This window comes from Halopseudomonas phragmitis, from assembly GCF_002056295.1.
GTDB classification, from domain to species: Bacteria; Pseudomonadota; Gammaproteobacteria; order Pseudomonadales; family Pseudomonadaceae; genus Halopseudomonas; species Halopseudomonas phragmitis.
This window is the reverse complement of sequence record NZ_CP020100.1, coordinates 3,347,710-3,370,222: the sequence shown is the minus strand read 5'-3', so window position 1 is coordinate 3,370,222 and position 22,513 is coordinate 3,347,710. Positions and strand designations below refer to the sequence as shown.

Sequence of the window (22,513 nt, the reverse complement as noted above, 5' to 3'; positions counted from 1 at the left end):
AGGGTGAGCAATACCATAGTGCTCTAAAGCCAGCTCCTGCCTGCAGGTGCTGGCTTTGTCAGTAATGGTACCAGCGCAACTGGAGGGTCAGGCTGTTTTGCGGGGTGCTGAAGTGGCTGAACTCTCGTTCGGCGCTCAGTCGCAGCCCCAGATTGTGACCCAGCTCCCATTGCTGGCCGAGCGCCAGGCGGCGTCTGACTTCACCATGGTGGAAGTAGTCGGCGGTGGCATTGAGGTGCAGGTTACCGAGCGGGTTGCGCCAGAGCACGCCAGCATCAAAACCGCTGGCAAGGTTTAGAGCCGCAGCTGTATCTGGGTTGTATTCTGTTCTCAGTGTAGCCAGCAGGTAGCTTGACGTATTGCTGAATGGCTGCCAGGTAAAGCCGCCGCCACCGCTGAGATAGCTTGCCAGTCGGCGTCGATCATTATCTGTTGGTATCCGTTCCATCCCCGCGGCAACCTGCCATGACCAAGGCTTGAGCAGTCGGTTGCGCGGAGTCAGCGAGCGGATGTTGATCAACCCAAGCTCTTCCAGTTGCCAGTGGTTGCCTTCGTATTGACGTACTCTCAACTTGCCCAGTTCGATCTGGGCGCCCAAAGGAAAGCCCGCCTGGTTGTCTATCAGATCGTGATAAGCCATGCGCAGGCCGTACTCGGCAAAGTGCTGGTGCGCGTGGCTGCCCAGGCCCAGGTGCCAGGTGCGTGAATCATGGCCCTGTTCGGGCAGTGTTGGCATCTGGGCTGGCTGGGCCGGAGCCGGGTTGCGGTTTATCGCCTGCAACAATGCCAGACTGCGTTGCGCATTGGCTGGATCGCGTTCAAGGCCGCTGGCCTGGTAACGGGTCCAGCGGTAGGCTGCCTCCTGAATGAGTGCCTGACGTTCTGTGGGCTGGTTGAGGAAGGTATCGGCATCCAGGTGATTGCTGTCTTCGGCCAGAAGCTGTACCCAGTCCAGCTCGGGGCCTGATAGCAGCTCAAAACGCTCGAGTAGCTCGCGTTCACGCGAGGGGCGGTATTGCACTTCAGTGATCAGGCCGGCTTCCCTGACGGCACGTACCGTGTCAACAGGAATGGCCGTGAGCGGGAACTGTTCGGTTAGACGCAGTGTAGGGCGGGCAATTTCCAGCAGTTCAAGCAGCCGGAAAGAGCAGTTCTCGTCGAAGAAATAGTAGTCGAAGCGGATTTGCCGCAGCTCCCAGACATGTTCAATCATGCGCTGGGTTTCCGCTGGCGTCAGGTTCAGGTGGTACTCCCAGAGATCCCGGTTTTCCAGGTGGCTGTACTCACTGATCTTGTCCCGATAGGGCAGCAGGGAGAACTGGCCCGGGTAGCCGCCGGCCAGGCCTCGCCAGGCGTACAAGATGCCGTTGTCCATGCTGTCGACCATGGCCCCAAAGTTCAGTGCGTAGCTGAGTAGGGTGGTGCCGTTGTCTTTGGTGTCCGGTGTGTCGATCCGCAGCAGGGTGTGGCCGAACATCGAAGAAGGGCTGTTCAGATAGGCATCAGGAAAGACCAGTACGGTCGAGTGGGGGTCTATATCGTTATACCAGGTCTGGTATTCAGTGCAGGCTGGTTCGGGCAGGTTCTCAAGTGTGAGTTGCTTGCGCAGCCAGCGGGTGCGTGCCGGGTAACGGCATTGCGGGTGATCATCGCCTAGCGCTGGGTCAGCATACAGTCCGCTCAGGGTTGCTTTCAGCTCGGCCAGAGGAGATTTGTCGCCGTTGTCAGCCAGAAAGAACTCGGTGTCGTTTACGTAGCTGCGCCAGCCTCCCAGTTTGCCGGGTGCATAATGGCCAAGAGACAACCAGAAGCGTTGCGAGGCTAACTGATGCTGGTGTTCTGTCGGGATATTCGGGGCTGCGAAACTGGTTGTAATGCACAGGCTGCCAATCAGCAACGCTAGCAGGCGTATAGGCATATAAGATTGCAATGAAGAGGGCGGAAAAAGATGGACGCACAAGGCCCGAGCGGATGCTCAGGCCTTGTGTGGGTCAGAACGCTTAGGCTTGCTCGGCGTACTTGGCCAGAATGGCGTCATTGCTCAGCACATTCAGGGTGGCCTGATGCACCTGCTCGGCGGTGATGTCGGCCGCAGAGAAAATCTCGTTGAAGTGCTGGCTGGTGATGGCTGCGAAGTGAGCGCGATCTTCTGGCTGAACGCCAAGAATGACGGCATAGGTTGTCAGCGCCTCGCCTTCACCGCGAGCCATATCTTCTGAAAGCTCGTTCATGATGCTGCCGAGGACCAGCATCGACTTGCCGTTATAGGCCAGCTTGCCACTGGTATCGCAACCGTTGGTGCCGGAGGTCATGCCAAAGGTGGCGTTACCCGAAGTGCCGTTGGTAATTGAGGCTACCAGGTGCGAGGGCAGGCCGCTTTGTCCTTCAAACAGCATGTTGCCCCAGCCACAACCAGGACCGCCAGGAGCGGTGGCAAAAGCATTGAGGGAGGCAGCAGCGAGGAGAGAACCGAGCAAGATCCGTTTCATTTTTACTTTCCATTAATGTGAACGAGCGATGGAATCTAGCACTTGTATATAATTGTTTCAATCAGGTTAAACCTGCGAGGCAGAGCTTGTAGCTGCCAATGTCCGCCGGTCATCGGTGTGTGCTTGTAGCTTGTCGCTCCACCATTCCCTAGAATATCCCCTTGTTTTTCGCCATTCCCCCGGAGCTCCCCATGACCACCTTCCTCGACATGTTGCGCAGCATCACTCCCGACGTCTATGCGAGTCTCAAGACGGCCGTGGAAATCGGCAAATGGCCGGATGGGCGCAAGCTGACCCAGGAGCAGAAGGAGTTGTGCCTGCAGGCGATGATCGCCTGGGAAACCGACAACCTGCCCGAAGAAGAGCGTACCGGCTATATGGGGCCGCAGGGCTGCAAGTCGCAGGACAAGGAAATTCCCAATATCCTGTTTTCCACCGGCTCGAGCACTCTGCACTGATGGCGTTTCTCAGTGGTGAGGGCAGTGTCAGCAAGCTGGTTGGTGAGCTTGAGGCGCCGGTGCGCTACAGTCTGCCGATCGGCGATCAGCGTTTGCCTCTCAACGAATGCCTGGGCAAGACCCTGCGCCTGCAAGCGCTGGGCGCAATCCACTGCACCCATTGTGGGCGCAAGACCAAAAAAAGCTTTAGTCAGGGCTATTGCTACCCCTGTTTTACCAAGCTGGCGCAGTGCGACAGCTGCATCATGAGCCCGGAAAAATGTCATTACGACCAGGGCACCTGCCGCGAGCCGGCCTGGGGTGAGCAGTACTGCATGACTGATCACATCGTCTACCTGGCCAACTCTTCCGGGCTCAAGGTCGGCATCACCCGGGCAACCCAGGTGCCGACGCGCTGGATCGATCAGGGTGCCAGTCAGGCACTGCCGATTCTGCGCGTAGCCACGCGCCAGCAGTCCGGGCTGGTCGAGGACCTACTGCGTCAGCAGGTGGCGGACAAGACCAACTGGCGGGCGTTGCTCAAGGGTGAGCCCGAGCCGCTGGATCTATTGGCCGAGCGTGATCGCCTGCTGGACAACGCCCAAGCTGGCATCAGCGAGTTGCAGCAGCGCTTCGGTCTGCAGGCCATTCAGTTGCTGAGTAATGCCGAGCCTCTGGAGATCAGTTATCCGGTGCTGGAGTATGCCGCCAAACCGCAGTCAGCCAATCTCGACAAGGAGCCGCTGCTTGAAGGCACGCTGCTGGGCATCAAGGGCCAGTATCTGCTGCTCGACACCGCTGTCATCAATATTCGCAAGTACACGGCCTATAGTTTGTCGGTCAGTGTCAGTTGAGGAACCACCATGCGTACTGAACAACCGAAGACCATCTACCTCAAGGACTACCAGCAGCCCGACTACTGGATCGACGAGACCCATTTGACCTTCGAGCTGTTCGAGGATCATGCCTTGGTGCACAGTCGTTTGGCGCTGCGCCTGAATGCCGACAAGCCGCAGAAAACCTTGCCACCACTGGTGCTGGACGGCCAGCAGTTGCAGTTGTTGAGCGTCGCGCTGGATGACCAGTCGCTGGCCGAAGGCGACTACCAGGTGGATACCCACAGCCTGAGCCTGCAACCGACCGGCGCGCAGTTCGAGCTGGCCCTGACCACCCGTATCGAGCCGCAGAACAACACGGCGCTGGAAGGCCTGTACAAGTCCGGCGGCATGTTCTGCACCCAGTGCGAAGCCGAGGGTTTTCGCAAGATCACCTATTACCTGGATCGCCCGGATGTGATGAGCCGCTTTACCACTACGGTGATCGCTGACAAGGGTGACTATCCGGTGCTGCTGTCCAATGGCAATCCGATTGCCGCTGGCGAGCATGAGGCCGGTCGTCATTGGGCTACCTGGGAGGATCCGTTCCCCAAACCGGCCTATCTGTTTGCCCTGGTGGCCGGTGATCTGGTGCTAATTCAGGATAGTTTCACCACTGTGAGCGGCCGGGAAATCGACCTGCGTATCTATGTCGAGCCGGAGAATCGCGAGCAGTGCGGGCATGCGATGGACAGCCTGAAACGCTCGATGCGTTGGGATGAGCAAGTCTATGGTCGCGAGTATGACCTGGACATCTTCATGATCGTCGCGGTCAACGACTTCAACATGGGCGCGATGGAGAACAAGGGGTTGAACATCTTCAACTCCAGTTGCGTACTGGCCCACCCCGATACCGCCACCGATCTGGCCTTTCAGCGGGTCGAGGCCGTAGTCGCGCATGAGTACTTCCACAACTGGTCGGGCAACCGGGTGACCTGTCGCGACTGGTTCCAGTTGTCGCTCAAGGAAGGTTTCACCGTGTTCCGCGATGCCGAGTTCAGCGCCGATATGAACTCGCGCACGGTCAAGCGTATCGAGGACGTAACCTTCCTGCGTGCCAATCAGTTCGCCGAGGATGCCGGCCCGATGGCCCATCCGGTGCGCCCGGATTCCTTTATCGAGATTTCCAACTTCTACACCCTGACGGTCTACGAGAAGGGTGCCGAAGTGGTGCGTATGCTGCATACCCTGTGCGGGGCTGAGGGGTTTCGCAAGGGCACCGACCTGTATTTTGAGCGTCATGACGGCCAGGCGGTGACCTGCGATGACTTCGTCAAGGCGCTGGAAGATGCCAACGGCCTGGATTTCAGCCAGTTCAAACGCTGGTACAGCCAGGCCGGCACCCCGCGGCTGGAGGTTCACGGTCATTGGGATGCCGCCACTGGTCAGTTCAGCCTACTATGCAAGCAAAGCTGCCCGCCGACCCCCGGTCAGAGCGAGAAATTGCCCTTCGTGATTCCTCTGCGCATGGCGCTGCTGGACAGCGAAGGCCAGGAAATGCCACTGAAGCTGGTGAGTGACTCTGCCGCACGTGGTAACGAAACGGTGCTGGCGGTGACCGAGGCCGAGCAGGTGTTCACCTTTGAAGGCCTTACCGAGGAACCTCTGCCGTCGCTACTGCGCGGTTTTTCCGCACCGGTCAAGCTGAGCTATCCCTACAGCCGTGATGATCGGGTGTTTCTGGCCAAGCATGACCCGGATGGCTTCAACCGCTGGGAAGCCTGCCAGGCCCTGGCGGTGGATGTGATGCAGGGGCTGGTTGGCATTCATCAGGCCGGCCGCCCGTTGCTGGCGGATCAGCGGCTGATCGAGGTTTACCGCAGTCTGCTGGCCGATGAAACACTGGATCCGGCGATGGTGGCCGAGATGCTGCGTCTGCCGTCTGAAGCCTATCTGGTCGAACTGGCCGAGGTTGCCGATGTTGAGGCGATTCATCTGGTGCGTGAGACGCTGCGGCGTGAGCTGGCCCTGGCGCTGCGCAGCGAGATGTTGATGCGCTGGCGGCAACTGAATATCGCTGAGCCCTACAGCGCCGAGGCGGCCGCCATGGCGCGGCGCAGCCTGAAGAATACCCTGCTCGGTTATCTGATGATCGAGGCCGGCGACGACATGCTGGCGGCCTGTGTGCGCCAGTTTGTCGAGGCCAATAACATGACCGATCGCCAGGCAGCGCTGGTGGCGTTGGTCAATTCACCGTTCGAGGAGGCCAAGCAGGCGGCGCTGGCTCAGTTTGCCGAGCGCTGGCAGGGCTATCCTCTGGTCATGGACCAGTGGTTCAGCGTGCAGGCCACCTGCGGGTTGCCGGGCGCGCTGGAGCGGGTCGAAGCGCTGATGCAGCATCCGGCCTTCAATCTGCGCAATCCGAACAAGGTCCGGGCGCTGATCGGGGCCTTCGCCAACCAGAATCTGGTCGGTTTTCATCGCGCCGATGGGGCAGGGTACCGCTTCCTGGCCGAGCGAATCATCGAACTGAATGCGCTGAACCCGCAAATTGCCTCGCGCCTGACCACGCCGTTGACCCGCTGGCGCAAGTTCGACAGTGCCCGGCAAGGCCTGATGCGCGCCGAGCTGGAGCGCATTATGGCGCTTGAGGGGCTGTCGCCAGACGTTTATGAGGTGGTCAGCAAGTCCCTGGCTTGAGGGCGCGCGTGCATGTTATTGGGCTCGGACTGCGGTGTTGAAGCCTGCCCCTGAAAACCAGGGGTAGGTGTCGGCAAAACACAGGGTTTGCACCGTCCTGAGACACTCCCCATCATTGACGTGATTAACAAAAGATAACCAAGCGCCGTTGGCAGGGGTTGCCCAACCCCGTTAGTATTAGTGAGCCTCGGGATAGCCGCTGGCCAGCTGTGTATGGCCGGCATCCCGCATACGAGGTTCATAATATGTCCTGCCCCGAGGCAGGGTGTCCTATAAGAATAAGGGGGAATGGTGTATGCGTGAGCCCATCGAGCGGCACGCTCCGTCCTATGCTAAGGCCCGTCACGGCGGCCAACCTGGCAGCGGGCGTAAACTATCGTTATCTCGTCAGATCCTGACGGCTCTGGGCCTCTCGACCGCCTTGACCTGTCTGCCCGTCGCCGTGGCTCATGCTCAGCCCACTCTCGATGATGTTCAACCCGCTGTGATGTCTGCCATTGCCCATCGCACTCTGCTGCTGGATGTCGCGCGTGCCGGTGATCGTCTGGTTGCCGTAGGCACCCGCGGTCACATCGTCTATTCCGATGACAACGGTCAGACCTGGACCCAGGCCCCGTCGCCGGTGCGCCAGGTGCTCACGGCGGTATATTTCGCCGATGAGCAACACGGCTGGGCCGTGGGGCACGATGCTCTGATCCTGCACAGCAGCGACGGTGGCGAAAGCTGGGAGCTGCAGTACCGGGATCCGGCGTTGTCCGACCCGGACGAAGTGGACTCCTTGCTTGAGCGGCCGTTGATGGATGTCTGGTTCCGTGACGCCCAGACCGGTTTTGCAGTCGGCGCCTATGGCATCTTCCTGCGTACCGACGATGGTGGCCAGAACTGGGATGATGTGTCTTTCGATATCGACAACGAAGACGGCTTCCACTACAACGCCATCTCTGCCATTCCCGACACCGGCCTGTTCCTGGTTGGTGAAATGGGCACCATGTACCGCTCCTTTGATTTCGGCGATACCTGGGAAACCCTCGAAGACTTGCCCTATGACGGTTCCTGGTTCGGCGTGTCCGGCACCACCGAGCCCGAAGTTGTCCTGACCTGGGGCCTGCGTGGCAACATGTACCGCTCCGATGATTTTGGTGACACCTGGGAGCAAGTTGAGCTGAACACTCCGAACAACGGTCCGCTGGAAGCGACCCTGTCCGGTGGCCACCTCTCCGATGACGGCCGCCTGGTGGTGGTTGGTCTGGGCGGGACTGTGGTGTCCAGCAGCGACAACGGTCGCAGCTTCGAGGTCATGACCCGTCCCGATCGCATGGCTCTGGCCTCTGCCAAACCGCTGCCGGATGGCAGTGTGTTGCTGCTCGGTCAGCGCGGCGCCATGAAAGCCGCTGCCAACGGTCTGAACCCAGGCAACTGATAATAATTAAGCGCCAGGAGATACTGGATGTCCAAGCATCATCAGGAAACCGCGCCACTCATTGAGCGGTTAATTTTCAACAACCGAATTTTCGTGTTGTTGTTGTTTACCCTGCTGACCCTGTTCTTCGGCTATCAGGCCGCCCAGGTCAAGCCGGATACCAGCTTCGAGAAGATGATTCCTCTCAAGCACCCCTATATCGTCAATATGATCGAGCATCAGGATGACCTGTCCGGTCTCGGTAACTCGATCCGGATTGCTGTGGCGATCAAGGATGGCGATATCTTCTCCACCGAGTACATGGAAACCCTCAAGCGCATCAACGACGAGGTGTTCTTCCTGCCGGGTGTGGACCGCTCGAACATGCGTTCGCTGTGGACTCCGAACGTACGCTGGACCGCAGTGACCGAATACGGTTTCGACGGTGGTCCGGTAGCCAACCAGCCTGCCTATCTAACCGAGGAGCATCTTGAGGAACTGCGCGAGAACATCCTCAAGTCCGGTGAAATTGGCCGTCTGGTAGCGAACAACTTCAAGTCGAGCATCATCGAGGTGCCGCTGCAGGAGTCATATCCGAATCCGGACAACCAGAGCGAGCTGATCCGCCTGGATTACGGCGAGTTCTCGCGCCTGCTGGAAGAAAAAATTCGCAGCGAGTTCCAGGGTGAGAACCCGAACATCAGTGTTCACATCGTCGGCTTCGCCAAGAAAGTCGGTGACCTGATCGAAGGTATCATCAAGGTCGTTGGTTTCTTCGGCGCCGCATTGCTGATCACCTTTGTCCTGCTGCTGCTGTTTACCCGCTGCCTCAAGAGCTCGCTGACGACCCTGGTTTGCTCGGTAATTGCTGTTGTCTGGCAGTTGGGTCTGTTGCGCAGCATGGGCTTCGGGCTTGATCCGTACTCGATTCTGGTGCCGTTCCTGGTCTTTGCCATCGGTATCTCCCACGGTGTGCAGATCATCAACGGTATGGCGATCGAATATACCCACGCCGATGACGCCAACACTGCCGCACGTCGGGCATTTCGCGCTCTGTACATTCCGGGTATCGTGGCCCTGGTGTCCGACGCCGTAGGTTTCGTGACCCTGCTGCTGATCGAGATCGAGGTTATCCGCGAGCTGGGTATCGCTGCCTCTGTGGGTGTTGGTGTGATCATCCTCACCAACCTGATTCTGTTGCCGATCCTGATGTCCTACATTGGTATCAGCAAGGCCGCCGTCAAGCGCAAGCGTGAGCTGGCTGCACGCCCGCAGAAAATGTGGCTGACCGTTGCCAAGTTCGCTCACCCGACCGTGGCCCCGGTATCGGTAGTTCTGGCCATCCTGGCCTTTGGCTTCGGTATCTATTACGGCAAGAATGTCGAGATCGGCGACCTGGACCCGGGTGCTCCGGAACTGCGGGCGGATTCACGCTACAACCTCGACAACGACTTCATCATCAGCAACTACTCGACCAGTTCCGACATCCTGGTGGTCATGGTCAGTACGCCGACCGAAATGTGTTCGGCTTACGAAACCATGGATGCCATCGATCAGTTGGAGTGGAAGATGGTCAACCTGCCGGGCGTTCAGTCCACCGTTTCTCTGGTGACTGTGGCCAAGCAGGTGATCATGGGCAACAACGAGGGCAACCTGAAGTGGCAGGCGCTGTCGCGTAACCAGGACAACCTGAACAACGCGATCAGCCGTGCCCCGACCGGTATGTTCAACTCCGATTGCTCGCTGGCACCGGTGATGGTGTTCCTGGAGGATCACAAGGCCGATACCCTCAAACGCGCCACGGCAGCTGTCGAGGCGTTCGCTGCCGAGCAGAACACCGAGACTCTGGAGTTCAAGCTGGCTGCCGGTAATGCTGGTATCGAGGCTGCCACCAACGTGGTGATCGAGAAGTCCCAGCTGAAGATGCTGCTGACCGTTTACGCGGTGGTGATCTTCATGTGTCTGATCACCTTCCGTTCGATCCGTGCGGTACTGTGTATCATCATCCCGCTGGCGCTGACCTCGGTCCTGGCCAATGCGCTGATGGCGTTCCTGGGGATTGGCGTGAAGGTAGCGACCTTGCCGGTAATTGCTCTGGGTGTCGGGATCGGTGTCGACTACGGCATCTATATCTACAGCCGTCTGGAGACCTACCTGCGTCAAGGCCTGCCGCTGCAGGAAGCCTACTATGAGACCCTGAAGACCACTGGTAAGGCGGTGACCTTCACCGGCTTCACTCTGGCCATCGGTGTGGCGACCTGGATTTTCTCGGCGATCAAGTTCCAGGCTGACATGGGCATCCTGCTGACCTTCATGTTCTTGTGGAACATGTTCGGTGCCCTGTGGCTGCTGCCAGCTCTGGCACGCTTCCTGATTCGTCCGGAGAAACTGCGTAACGGCGAATAAGCCCAAGGCTTGCTGGAACCAGAAAAGGCCACCCCTGTGAGGGGGTGGCCTTTTTTTATTTCAAACTGCGCGCCTGCGAGGCGCTCATATGGGGGCGGCTAAGCAGGGGTCAGACGTCGGGGTATAGGCTGGCGAGGTTGTCGCTGGGTTCCTGCTGCTGGCGCTTGTGCATCTGGACAATCATCCGTACTGCACGCCACAGCGGCTTGCTGCGCCAGGGGGCATCATTCTGGCCAAACAGGCAGGCATTGAGTTCGTCGAGGGCTTCGGCCAGTTCCGGGTGTTGCTGGGCCAGGCCGATCAGGCCTTCGCTGTGCTGCTGGCGGGCCCAGGCCTCCAGAGCCTTGCGTGCTTCGCTTGGCTGGTTGGCTCGGCAGGCGGCCTGCAAATCGATCAACGGGTTGCCGGGTTCTTCGATGTCGACGATATCCTCGGGCTCTTCCTGCTCCAGTTGGCGTAAGGTGCGGCGAGTCCGGTGCAGCAGGCTCAGGCAGGCAAGCAGTCCCATGCCCAGCAGGGCGGTCGCCAGTTGCCATGGCCATAGACGAGGGCCAGCAGGCTCGCTGCCGGCGCTGACCACTGGCGAGGCGGAGCCGGTGAAGCTTTCACTGCTCAGTACACTGAGGCTGACAGCCTCCAACCGGCTGGTACGCAGACGCTCTTGCTGGGTATCCCACCAATGCACCTCGACCGCCGGCAGGGCGTAGATCCCTTCACGTTGGGCAACCAGTGCCGCACTGTCCTGGCGCTGGGACTGTACCCCGGCTTCGGTGATCCGGCTTTCCAGGCGGGGTTGGTCGGCATACTGACGCAGGCTCTTTTCCAGGGCTGGATTCAGGCTCTGGAGACTGGGTAACTGGCTGGCGTTGAGCCCTTCGGCACTGATGATCAGCGTGCGGGTCAGAGGTTCTCCGGTCAGAAGGTCCAGGTCAGGTTCCGGCTGCCAGCCTTGTTCCAGGCTGAGGTTACGGGCGGGAAGCCAGGGGGCGTCGTCCGGATAGCCTGCCGGGATTGATCGTACGTCGAGGGTGATGCTGGGTGAGCGCACCTGGATCAGACGTCCGGTACGGGGGGAAAACCGTTCGCTGCTGTCACGGGCCTGTAGCACGGTGGCGCTGAACAGCTGCGAGGGGATCTCCAGCGGGCCACTGTGCTCAGGGAACAGGGCATAGCGGACTTCGATGACGCCATGTCGCACGCCGTTGATCAGTCGCTCGTAATGGCGCGGCGGCCCCAGGCTTTCGACACGAGCCTGAGGGATATCCAGGCCGCTCAGGCTTGAGTCGTCATACAGAGAAACCGAGTGGTAGATGCGCAGGGTCAGCAGTACCTGAGCCTGGACATAGGGGTTCTCTATATCCACTTCGCTGTCGATGAACAGGGGGGCAAGCTGAGCGCTGTCGTCTTCGGCGGCCTGGGCGGTCGAGAGGACCTGCAAAGCAATGGGTTCACTGGCCTGCTCATCGACCCCCAGGGCTGGAATGATCAGATAGCCAGTGTGCTTGGGCAGCAGGGTAATGATCCAGCGGGTCGCTGGTTGGCTGCGACCGTTGATCTGGCTGACCAGGCTGAGCTGACGGGTGCCCTGGATCTGGAAGTTTTCCTCCAGCGGGGTAAGGTCGGGGCGATTGAAGCGATTGCCAGCACTGGTTTCCAGGGTCAGCTCCAGGGTTTCCCCTTCGACCAGCCGGGTCCTGTCGACACTGGCCTCAAAGCTGGCAGCCAAAAGCGTCAATGGTTGCAGGAGCAGCAATCCCAGCGTCAGCGCAAGCTGTCGGGGAGCGCCCGGTCGGGCAGGGCGGGGTTGGGTCCGCCCTGTGGTTGCCTGGTCGGGCTGAATCGGCGGTTGCTCAGGGGCTGTCATCGAAACCTGCGTCCTGTCGTTGCAAATGCTGATAAAGAAACTTGCGGCGCAGCAGTTCGCCTGGGTCGTCCGGAAGATCGTTGAGCCAGAGCTGCAGAGCCTGCTCGCTCTCGCGCCAGCCCGGTGCGGCGCTGCCTATGTCATTGGCCGGCTGCTGGTTGCTGGTTGTCGGGCTGGCAGCATCGCCGGGGGTCGGGGTGGCATCGCTGACTTGCTCGCCAAGGCTACCGGCAGAGCCAGGTGATATGCCGTCAGCTGATGATGTCTCAGTCTCGGATAGCGCATTGTCAGTGTCATGATCCGGGCCATTCCCTTGGCTGGGGCCAACTGATGGCTCGTTAGGCTCCGGCTCGGCTTTGGCCGGCGCTTGATCTTGCTCAGCGCTCGGCTCGGCGTCCTGCTGCTGTGCCTCCAGCCAGGCTTCGATCCGGCTGCGGTTGTGCCTGGCGGCCTGATGCTCCGGCACCCGGGTCAGCACTTGCTCGTAGGCGTCCAGGGCCTCTTCGTAGCGCTCGGCCATGGCCAGGGCTGTGCCATGGTTGAAATGATACTCCGGGTTGTCGGGCCACTGTGTGATCAGTTCGGCATACTGGGTTGCGGCGCGAGAGTAGTCGCCGGCCTGATACCAGGCCCAGGCTTTCCAGGCTGGGTCGTCGAAGCGTTCGGCGGCCTGAACTGCATCGCTCTCCAGTAGTTTGCTGGCCTGCTGGTCTGGGGTCCACCACAGGTCGCGCCAACTGGCTGCTTCACTGGGTTGGGGCAGGAGCATGGCGCACAGCAGCAGGCCGAACCAGCCACGCCGGGCGCCCAGGGCGGCCAGTGGCAGCAATAGCAATAGCAGCCAGTGGCCCAGGTCGCTCAGGTGCTGGCTGGGCTCTGTGTCGATGTTTGCTGAGCGGATGGAAAGTGTACGCAACAGGTGATCCAGATCGCTGTCATCCAGGGTAATGCCATGGTAACCGCCGCCGTAGCGCCGGGCTATGCTGGCCAGGCTCTGGGCGTCAAGGCGCGGGAGCAGGATGCTGCCCTGGGCATCGCGCATAAAGCCTCCCCCGGACAGCGGAACTGGTGAGCCGGTACTGGTGCCGATGCCGAGTATTGCCAGGCGGCTACCCAACTCCCGGGCATGCTGTTCCAGCTGTTTCAGCGTTTCACCCTCCAGTCCGCTGGTCATCAGCAGTACCTGGGTACTGCGTGGCGGCAAGCCAGCGAGCATGTTGGTGGCCAGACTCAGGGCCTGGTCCGGTTGTCGGCCGTCACTGGGCATGATGTTCGGCTGCAGCGAGGCCAGCAGGTTGTTCAGGGTATTACGGTCTCGGCTCAGAGGGGTCACCAAGTGGCTGCTGCCGGCGTAAACGATCAAGGCGATCTGCTGCTCGGGATTGTGGCGGATGATGTCCTGAATTTTGTGCTGGGCGCGAGTCAGGCGATTGGGCGTCAGGTCAGTGGCGAGCATGTGCCGCGACAGATCGAGAACGATAACCAGGGCCTGCTGGTCTGGGCCCGGCGCTTCAACCGCCCGCTCCCGAGCCGGGCCTGACAGGGCCAGGATCGCTACCGTCCAGGCCAGGGCGAGCAACAGGTAGCGGCGGCCATGGCTGCCGCCTGGGTGGCGCTGTAACAGGGCGGTGCGCAGGTGCGGTGGCAGCAGGGTTTCCCAGCCCGAGCGTCCGCCCTTGTGTCGGTATAACCGCCAGCACAGCCAGTAGGCCAGTGGTAGCAGCAGTAGCCACCAGGGGCGCAGCAGAGCGAACTGGCTCAGGCTGTCAGGCCACATGCGACCTCCCGGGCGTCGAGCGCAGGGCGATCAGCAGGCTGGCGAGCAGGGCCACGGCCAGCGGCCACGGGTAGAGCGGCTGGCGCTGGCGGATTGGCTGGCCGTCGCGCAGCGCAGGTTCGAGTTGATTCAGGCGTTGATAAATCGCCTGCATGCTCTGTTCATCGCTGGCACGAAAGTATTCTCCGCCGGTCAGCAAGGCAATTTCCCGCAGTGTACCTTCGTCCAGATCCAATGAAGAATCGGACTCCAGGCTGATCAGGCCGAGCAGGTCACTACGCTGCAGGCTGTCCGAACCTATACCAATGGTAAAAATACGTATGCCCTGACTGGCTGCCAGCCGGGCCGCCTGGATCGGTGAGACCCTGCCGCTGGTATTGGCACCGTCCGTCAGCAGGATCAGCACCCGGCTTTTTGCCGACTCAGCGCTGAGCCGCTTGGTCGCCAGGCCGATGGCGTCGCCGATGGCGGTTTCCCGGCCGGCCAGGCCAATGAAGCTTTCCTCTAGCCAGTAGCGTACGCTGTCGCGATCCAGGGTCAGTGGAGCCTGCACGTAGGCCTGGGAGCCGAACAGGATCAGGCCCAGGCGGTCGCCGTGACGCTGGGCAATAAAACTTTCGAGCAGGTGCTTGAGCAGAGTCAGACGATCAGTTTCCTCTCCGGCCAACTGCATATCGCGAAACTCCATGCTGCCCGACAGGTCGATCGCCAGCATCATGTCGCGCCCGGTGATCGGCAGGGCAATAGGTTCGCCGAGCATTTGCGGTCTGGCAACGGCCAGTACCAGCAAACTCCAGATCAGCAGAAATGGCCAACGTTGACGGTTGCTGCGAGTGTTCAGTTGCTGGCTTGGCAGACGCTGAAGGCGGTTGAGGAAGCTGACCTTCAGCGCGGCACTGCGCTGTTCGGCCGCCGGCAGCAACCAGCGTACCAGCCAGGGTAGAGGCAGCAGCAACAGAGCGGCAGGCCAGACTAGTTCAAACATGCTGGCGGCGCATCCAGCGGGCCAGCTCGCGGAGCAGGCGTTGGCGTTGCTCGCTGCTCAGCGTTGGCTGGCGTTGATAGTGCCCGGTTCCCAGTGGCGTAAGTGCATCGCGATCGACATCCGGGTGCTGGCACAAATAATCGAGCCAGGCCTGACCGTGGAGCCGGGTGGCGGCATCGAACCCCTGCTGTTTGAGCAGGCGTTTGAGCAGTATATTGATCGCGGCCAGCCAGTCTCGATCATTGAGTCCCTGGGGCAGGCTGGCCAGACGGCGCTGAATCAATTGCCGGCGCTGACGCTGGCGGCGCCAGATGATAATCATCCAGGGCAGGCTGGCGAGCACCAGCAATAGCAGGCCGGCGATAATCCACCAGCCCGGTGCTGGTGGCCACCAACCAACGGGCGGCGGTGGCTGTGGGTGGACCAGAGCGTTGTAGAGTGGCGCGCTCACCGCCGACCTCGGCGTGGACGTGGGTCGAGCATGTTGTGCAGTTGTTCGACTGCCGGTAGCCGGGTATCCATGGGCAGCAGGCTGCAATGCAGACGTCGGGCCAGATGCTGCCAGGCCTGTTGTTGGGCGGTGAACTGCGCGCCATAGGCGGCCTGGGTGGCTGGATCACTGGTGTTGAGGGTCAGCCACTGCTGGGCCTGGCTGAAGGCCAGTGGGCCGTGGGTTGGCAACTGGCTGTCCAAAGGGTCAACCAGTGGCAATAGAACCAGATCGTTGTGGGCTGCCAGGGGAACCAGCAGTGCCTGGTTCATCTGCTCAATCGCAGCATGATCGCAAAGCAGGTAGAGAATACTGCCTGGGCGAATAACCTCGCGGCTGTGGCGCAGAGCCAGGTTCAGGGGCTCGTTCCGGCCGTCCTGTTCATTCAGACTGTCCTGGTCATGCTGGCCAAGGGCGTGATTGGCGCTCAGCAATTGACGAAACAGCTCCAGGACCGCCTGGCGGCTACGTCGTGGCCGTACCTCATGACACTGCCGGGCATCGAATACCATGCCGCCGACCCGGTCGTTGTGCGACAGCGCCGTCCAGGCGATCAGCGCACAGACGTCGGCGGCCAGCACCGACTTCAGTCGTTCCTGACTACCGAAAAACAGTCGCTCGCTCTGTTCGCAGATAATGAAGATCGGCCGTTCGCGCTCCTCGTTGAAAACCTTGGTGTGGACTTTGCGGGTACGGGCGGTGACGCGCCAGTCGATGTTGCGGATGTCATCGCCGGGCAAGTAGGCGCGGACCTGATCGAAGTCCACGCCCCGGCCGCGCAGACGTGAGTACTGGCGACCGCTCTGCCGGCTGTTGCGCATCGGGCGACTGAACAGCGGCAGTTCCTGGCAGTGCTGACGGGCTTCCAGCAGGCTGTCCAGGCTGGCATAGAGACCTGGCGGCGGACCGGGATCGGGGCGACTCATACGACGGCGACAGACTCCATCAGCAGGGCAATGGCGCGATCGGCGTCAATGCCGGCAGCCTCTGCCTCGAAACTCAGAATCAGACGATGGCGCAATACATCGTGAACGACTGCCTGAACATCTTCCGGGCTGACGAAGTCACGTCCGGCCAGCCAGGCGTGGGCCCGGGCACAGCGGTCCAGGGCGATGGTGCCGCGTGGGCTTGCCCCCATCTGCAGCCATTCGGCCAATTGAGGGCTGTAGAGTTCGGGGCGCCGAGTGGCCATGACCAGTTGGATCAAATATTCCTCGACTGCCTCGGCCATGAACAGTGCCAGCACTTCCTGTCGAGCGGCGAGAATGCTGTCCTGACTGATCTTGCGGGCAATCTGCGGTTCGATCCCCTGAGCTTCGCCCCGGGCCAGTTGCAGAATCTGGCGTTCCAGGGCGGCATCAGGGAAACCGATACGCACATGCATAAGGAAGCGGTCAAGCTGGGCTTCGGGTAGCGGGTAGGTGCCTTCCTGCTCGATCGGGTTCTGGGTCGCCATAACCATGAACAGCTCGGGCAGCGGGTAGGTTTCCCGGCCGATACTGACCTGGCGCTCGGCCATTGCCTCAAGCAGCGCTGACTGAACCTTGGCCGGTGCCCGGTTGATTTCGTCGGCCAGTACCAGGTGATGGAAAATCGGTCCCTGCTGGAAGCTGAAGCTGGCAGTTTCCGGGCGATAGATTTCGGTGCCGGTGATGTCTGCCGGGAGCAGGTCAGGGGTGAACTGGATGCGATGAAAGTCGGCTTCGATACCTTCGGACAGGGCCTTGATAGCCTTGGTCTTGGCCAATCCGGGCGCGCCCTCGACCAGCACATGGCCTCCGGCCAGTAGGCAGATCAGCATGCGATCGATCAGGGCTTCCTGGCCAAAGATCTGCTGGCCCATGAACGTCTTGAGCTGGAGCAACTGTTCGCGGTGGGACATCAACGGATTTCCTGGCTCATTGGGAACGTCACTTTAACGAAAAAACTCTGGTCTAGACTAATGCTTGCGGCGAATAGTGTTAACCAGGCGACATGCGCGTGACTCTCTGTCCTGAGTCGTGCTTCATATTTGCCAAGGCCGGATACACGGCCGCCGATAACAAACTGGAGGCATCATGGCATTCATTTTGGCCAGCAGCAAAGACGAGTTCCTGTCTATCCTCAGAAACCGCTTGCTGACACTGGTAGAAGCGGAAGACAAGGCACCCATTGCCCGCTTCAACGAGCAGTTCTTCGGAATCGTATCCCTGAACGAACTACTGCTTCGGCATGACACCGATCTGCTTGGTTGTACCCTGTCGTTCTGGCGGTTTTTCCAGAGCGTTAAGGGGGCGGCGGAAAAGTTGCGGGTGTTCAATCCCGATACCCAGCAGCACGGCTGGCAATCGACACATACCATTGTCGAGCTGGTACACCAGGACTCGCCATTTCTGGTTGATACCGTGCGCATGGAACTCAAGCGCCAGGGCTACTCAATTCATACTCTGCAAAACAGCGTGATGCAGGTGGTGCGTGATGCCAAGGGTGAGTTGCTGACTATCTGCGCGCCTGGTGAGTCGCCCCCTGACAGCCATCCCGAATCGGTGATGTATATTGAGATCGATCGCTGTGCCAGTGCTTCCGAGCTCAAGGCGGTTCAGGCCGGCCTGAAGGAGTCGCTAGCCCATGTGCGGGCAGCGGTAAGTGATTTCGAGCCGATGAAGGCTGAAGTTCAGGCTCTGATCAAGCTGCTCAAGGGGCGCAAGGCCAATTATTTCAGCCGGGTTGAGCGCGATGAAGCGGTAGCCTATCTCGAGTGGTTGCTGGATAACCACTTCACGTTCCTGGGTTATGAACAGTTCTCTGTGCATGAAGGCCTGGCCGTGGGCCGTTTGGGCGTGCGCAGCGAGCGCAGTCTGGGCGTACTGCGGTTACGCCCGCTGGATGACAATATCGAGAACCTGCCGCAGTCGGTGCTCGATTACCTGCAAGCCCCATTGCTGCTGTCTTTCGCCAAGGCTTCGCGTTTCAGCCGGGTTCACCGGCCGGCCTATCCGGACTATGTGTCGGTGCGAGAAGTGGACGAATATGGCCAGGTATTGGTTGAACACCGCTTCATGGGGTTGTTTACCTCGCGGGTCTACACCGATAGCGTCGACCGGATTCCCTACCTGCGACGCAAGGTCGATGCGGTGCGGCGGGCTTCAGGCTTTGACCCGCATGGGCATCTGGGCAAGGAGCTGGATCAGACCCTGCAGGTAATGCCCCGTGACGACCTGTTCCAGATGTCCGAAGAGGAGCTGAGTAGCACGGCCCTAGGGATCGTACAGATTCAGGAGCGCAATCAGGTCCGGATTTTCCTGCGTCAGGGTAACTATGGGCGTTTCTGGTATTGCCTGGCATTCGTCCCGCGTGAGATCTACTCCACCGACATTCGCATCAAGATCCAGCAGGTACTGATGGATCGTCTGCACTCCAGCGAATGCGAGTTCTGGACCAGTTTTTCCGAATCTGTGTTGGCGCGCACTCAGTTCATTCTGCGTGTGGATCCCAAACAACCCCTGGATATTGACCCCGTGAAAATCGAACAGGATGTGATTCACGCCTGTCGCAGTTGGCAGGATGATTTTAATGACCGGTTGTTGGAAAGCCTCGGCGAGGCCAAGGCTACCGAAGCGATGAGTCAATTTTCCGGTGGATTTCCAGCTGGCTATAGCGAGCGCTTCACTCCGGCGACCGGGGTGGTCGATCTGCAGCACCTGCTGGCGTTGAACGATCAGCAGCGCCTGGGCATGAGCTTCTACCAGCCACTGGCGCAAAAGAGCGGGGTGCTGCACTGCAAGCTCTACCATCTGGATGAGCCTCTGCCCCTGTCGGACGTGATGCCAATTCTGGAAAACCTCGGGTTGCGGGTGCTGGGCGAGTTCCCGTTCTGCTTCGTGCGTCAGGATGGCCGGTCTTTCTGGATTCACGATTTCGAGTTTACCTACGCTCAGGAAGGTGGTCTGGACATTCAGGAAGTCAACGAACTGTTCCGTGAGGCCTTCATCGGTGTCTGGAGCGGGCAGGCTGAGAACGACGGTTTCAACCGCCTGGTCCTGCTGGCCAGCATGCCCTGGCGTGATGTCGCATTGCTGCGCGCCTATGCCCGCTATCTCAAGCAGATTCGTCTGGGCTTCGAGTTGCCTTACATCGCCAACACTCTGGCCAGCCACTCAACCATTGCCCATGAATTGGTGCGCTTGTTCAAGACTCGTTTCTATCTGGCTCGCAAGCTTACGGGCGAGGCGCTTGACGACAAGCAGAAGCGCCTGGAACAGGCGATTCTGGGCGCGCTGGATGAGGTGGCGGTGCTCAACGAGGACCGCATCCTGCGACGCTATCTGGATCTGATCAAGGCGACCCTGCGGACCAATTTCTACCAGAGCGACAGCGCCGGCCAGACCAAGGATTACATCAGCTTCAAGTTCGATCCGCAGGCGATCCCGGAATTGCCGTTGCCGCGGCCAATGTATGAGATCTTCGTCTATTCGCCGCGCTTTGAAGGGGTGCATCTGCGTGGTGGCAAGGTCGCTCGAGGCGGTTTGCGTTGGTCGGATCGTGAAGAGGATTACCGTACAGAGGTGCTTGGGCTGGTCAAGGCTCAGCAGGTTAAGAATGCGGTTATCGTGCCGGTGGGAGCCAAAGGTGGCTTTGTTCCCCGACGGCTGCCGGTAGGCGGTAGTCGCGATGAGATCCAGCAGGAGGCCATCGCCTGTTACCGGCTGTTTATCCAAGGGCTGCTCGATCTGACTGACAACCTGGTTGAAGGTCAGGTGGTGCCGCCGGTCCAGGTGGTGCGCCACGACGATGACGACCCCTATCTGGTGGTGGCGGCAGATAAGGGCACTGCTACCTTCTCCGATATCGCCAATGAAATCGCCGCCGGCTACGGCTTCTGGCTCGGCGATGCGTTCGCCTCTGGTGGTTCGGCAGGTTATGACCATAAGAAAATGGGGATTACCGCGCGTGGTGCCTGGGTTTCGGTGCAGCGGCACTTCCGTGAGCGGGGCATCAATGTGCAGCAGGATCCGTTCACTGTCATAGGTATTGGCGACATGGGCGGCGATGTGTTTGGTAATGGCATGTTGATGTCGCGCAGCCTGAAGCTGGTGGCGGCCTTCAACCACCAGCATATCTTCATCGATCCGGACCCGGATGCCGAGCGCAGCTTCGATGAGCGCCAGCGCCTGTTCGATCTGCCGCGTTCGAGTTGGGCTGACTACAACCGCGAGCTGATTTCCGAGGGTGGCGGGATTTTCGACCGTAGCCTCAAACAGATCAGCCTGACCCCGCAGATGAAACGCCTGTTCGATATTCAGGCTGACAAGCTGACGCCGGCTGAGCTGATCCACAATCTGCTCAAGGCGCCAGTGGACCTGATCTGGAACGGTGGGATCGGCACCTACGTCAAGGCAGCCAGTGAAACCCACGCCGATGTTGGTGACAAGGCCAATGACGTGCTGCGGGTCAACGGGCGTGAGCTACGCTGCCGGGTGGTGGGTGAGGGCGGCAACCTGGGCATGACCCAGCTTGGCCGGGTCGAATTCTGCCTCAACGGCGGCGCAACCAATACTGACTTTATCGACAATGCCGGCGGGGTCGACTGCTCTGACCACGAGGTCAACATCAAGATCTTGCTCAACGAAGTGGTGGCCGCCCAGGATATGACCGGCAAGCAGCGCAACAAGCTGCTTGCGAGCATGACCGACGCGGTGGCCGAACTGGTGTTGGGTAACAATTACAAGCAGACACAGGCCATCAGTCTGGCGCAGTGTCAGGCTCGTCAGACCATGGGTGAATACCGCCGCTTCATCACCGAAATGGAAAACAGCGGCAAGCTCAGCCGGGCGTTGGAGTTTATTCCCGATGATGAGCAGTTGGCTGAGCGCGTGGCACAGGGCAAGGGCCTGACTCGGGCCGAGTTGTCGGTACTGATTTCCTATTCCAAGGCCGACCTCAAGGAGCGGCTGATTGCCTCGGATGTGCCAGAGGACAGCTATGTCGCCCGTGAGCTGAATACCGCGTTTCCGGCTACCCTGGTCAACAAGTACGCCTCGGCATTGCGCAACCACCGTTTGCGTCGCGAGATCATTGCCACCCAGTTGGCCAACAATCTGGTCAATCACATGGGCATTACCTTCTTGCGCCGGCTGGAGCAGTCGACCGGGGCCTTGCCCAGTGATATCGCCAAAGCCTATGTGGTGGCTCGTGATGTGTTCCGGCTTATGGAGCACTTCGCAGCCATTGAGGCACTGGATCACCAGGTGCCAGCCGAGGTGCAGATGGAACTGATGGATGATCTGACCCGGCTGGGACGGCGAGCGACTCGCTGGTTTATCCGCAACCGCCGTGGGGCACTGGATCCGGCCCGTGAAGTGGAGCATTTTGCCCCGCGTATTGCAGCGTTGGCTGAGCAGTTCGACAGTTTGTTCGAAGGCCCGGTGCGAGCCTTGTGGGAGGCCAAGTTCAGCAGCTATGTGGACGCTGGAGTGCCGGATGAAATCGCCCGCCTGGTGGCCGGTACCGGGCATTTCTATACCATGCTGGGGATCATTGAGGCGGCTGATGCTACCGGGCAGCCGACCGAGCGGGTGGCTCAGGTGTTCTTCTCCTTGGGTAGCGAGCTGCAATTGCCGTGGTTCGCCCAGCAGGTCACCGGCTTGCCGGTGGACAACCATTGGCAGGCTCTGGCGCGTGAAAGCTACCGGGATGATCTGGACTGGCAGATTCGGACCATGACCGTTTCGGCTCTGCAATCAGCTGATGCCAAGCAACCGGTAGGCCAGCTGGTCGAAACCTGGGTGGAGCGCAATCAGACCCTGGTACAGCGTTGGCGTGCCATGCTGGTTGACCTCAAGAGCGCAGGCAGCGGTGATTATCCGATGGTGGCTGTGGCCATGCGCGAGCTGCTTGATCTGGCTCAGAATGCACGGCAAATGGCAGTTGAGGACGCATGCAGCAGTTGATCGTTGATCTGGCACTGCCCGCCGAGCGTTATCTGGCCTGGTATCAGGGGCGAGCAGAACGGGTGTTGATGCGTAGTCGTGATGGCCGGCGGGTTAGTCTGCCGGCCCATCACCTGCGGCGTTTTCTGACCCATGAGGGGGTGTTTGGCAGCTTCCTCATGTGCTTTACCGAGGATGGAAAGCTGGTGTCGCTGGAGCGGCTGGAAGGCTAAGGATCCCGGG

General features: G+C 60.1%; 15 protein-coding genes. 7 read left to right on the top strand and 8 right to left on the bottom strand.

Features of this window, described 5'->3' with window-relative positions:
* Positions 1-58 precede the first annotated feature (58 nt).
* The gene (locus BVH74_RS15590) at positions 59-1,918 is read right to left on the bottom strand and encodes an Lnb N-terminal periplasmic domain-containing protein (RefSeq protein ID WP_080050995.1); all 1,860 of its coding nucleotides are present in this window, start codon (positions 1,916-1,918) and stop codon (positions 59-61) included.
* A gap of 82 nt (positions 1,919-2,000) precedes the next feature.
* Positions 2,001-2,489 (bottom strand): DUF3015 domain-containing protein, encoded by a 489-nt coding sequence (locus BVH74_RS15585; protein ID WP_080050994.1) that lies wholly within the window; start codon positions 2,487-2,489, stop codon positions 2,001-2,003.
* Positions 2,490-2,680: 191 nt separating this feature from the next.
* Between BVH74_RS15585 and BVH74_RS15580 the strand changes: the two genes are divergently transcribed.
* From BVH74_RS15580 to BVH74_RS15560, 5 genes are all read left to right on the top strand, one after another.
* Positions 2,681-2,947: a YeaC family protein gene (locus tag BVH74_RS15580; RefSeq protein ID WP_080050993.1), complete on the top strand. Its 267-nt coding sequence runs from the start codon at positions 2,681-2,683 to the stop codon at positions 2,945-2,947.
* Positions 2,947-3,780: a DUF2797 domain-containing protein gene (locus BVH74_RS15575; RefSeq protein ID WP_080050992.1), complete on the top strand. Its 834-nt coding sequence runs from the start codon at positions 2,947-2,949 to the stop codon at positions 3,778-3,780. The genes BVH74_RS15580 and BVH74_RS15575 overlap by 1 nt, the downstream gene beginning before the upstream one ends.
* Before the next feature lie 9 nt (positions 3,781-3,789).
* Complete coding sequence (gene pepN / locus BVH74_RS15570) at positions 3,790-6,441, top strand: aminopeptidase N (RefSeq protein ID WP_080050991.1); 2,652 nt, start codon at positions 3,790-3,792, stop codon at positions 6,439-6,441.
* 295 nt (positions 6,442-6,736) lie between these two features.
* A complete protein-coding gene (locus BVH74_RS15565; protein WP_080050990.1) occupies positions 6,737-7,861 on the top strand; it encodes a YCF48-related protein in 1,125 nt (374 codons plus the stop codon).
* 27 nt (positions 7,862-7,888) lie between these two features.
* A complete protein-coding gene (locus BVH74_RS15560; protein WP_080050989.1) occupies positions 7,889-10,246 on the top strand; it encodes an efflux RND transporter permease subunit in 2,358 nt (785 codons plus the stop codon).
* A 109-nt stretch (positions 10,247-10,355) separates the two neighbouring features.
* Here BVH74_RS15560 and BVH74_RS15555 read toward each other — a convergent pair whose 3' ends face one another.
* From BVH74_RS15555 to BVH74_RS15530, 6 genes are read right to left on the bottom strand one after another with little or no spacing between them, the layout of a single operon-like run.
* The gene (locus tag BVH74_RS15555; protein ID WP_080050988.1) at positions 10,356-12,110 is read right to left on the bottom strand and encodes a BatD family protein; all 1,755 of its coding nucleotides are present in this window, start codon (positions 12,108-12,110) and stop codon (positions 10,356-10,358) included.
* On the bottom strand, positions 12,097-13,887 hold the full coding sequence (locus BVH74_RS15550; protein ID WP_080050987.1) for a VWA domain-containing protein: 1,791 nt from the start codon (positions 13,885-13,887) through the stop codon (positions 12,097-12,099). Before BVH74_RS15550 ends, BVH74_RS15555 begins: the two co-directional genes overlap by 14 nt.
* Positions 13,877-14,872: a vWA domain-containing protein gene (locus tag BVH74_RS15545; protein ID WP_080050986.1), complete on the bottom strand. Its 996-nt coding sequence runs from the start codon at positions 14,870-14,872 to the stop codon at positions 13,877-13,879. Before BVH74_RS15545 ends, BVH74_RS15550 begins: the two co-directional genes overlap by 11 nt.
* Entirely contained in the window at positions 14,865-15,323 is a 459-nt protein-coding gene (locus BVH74_RS15540) for a DUF4381 family protein (protein ID WP_165443809.1), read from the bottom strand. The genes BVH74_RS15545 and BVH74_RS15540 overlap by 8 nt, the downstream gene beginning before the upstream one ends.
* Positions 15,320-16,288: a DUF58 domain-containing protein gene (locus BVH74_RS15535; protein WP_080050984.1), complete on the bottom strand. Its 969-nt coding sequence runs from the start codon at positions 16,286-16,288 to the stop codon at positions 15,320-15,322. The genes BVH74_RS15540 and BVH74_RS15535 overlap by 4 nt, the downstream gene beginning before the upstream one ends.
* On the bottom strand, positions 16,285-17,244 hold the full coding sequence (locus tag BVH74_RS15530) for an AAA family ATPase (protein ID WP_080050982.1): 960 nt from the start codon (positions 17,242-17,244) through the stop codon (positions 16,285-16,287). Before BVH74_RS15530 ends, BVH74_RS15535 begins: the two co-directional genes overlap by 4 nt.
* A 175-nt stretch (positions 17,245-17,419) precedes the next feature.
* On the opposite strand from BVH74_RS15530, the gene BVH74_RS15525 reads away from it, so the two are divergent.
* Positions 17,420-22,291: an NAD-glutamate dehydrogenase gene (locus BVH74_RS15525; protein ID WP_080050980.1), complete on the top strand. Its 4,872-nt coding sequence runs from the start codon at positions 17,420-17,422 to the stop codon at positions 22,289-22,291.
* On the top strand, positions 22,279-22,503 hold the full coding sequence (locus BVH74_RS15520; RefSeq protein WP_080050978.1) for a DUF2835 domain-containing protein: 225 nt from the start codon (positions 22,279-22,281) through the stop codon (positions 22,501-22,503). Before BVH74_RS15525 ends, BVH74_RS15520 begins: the two co-directional genes overlap by 13 nt.
* Positions 22,504-22,513 lie beyond the last annotated feature (10 nt).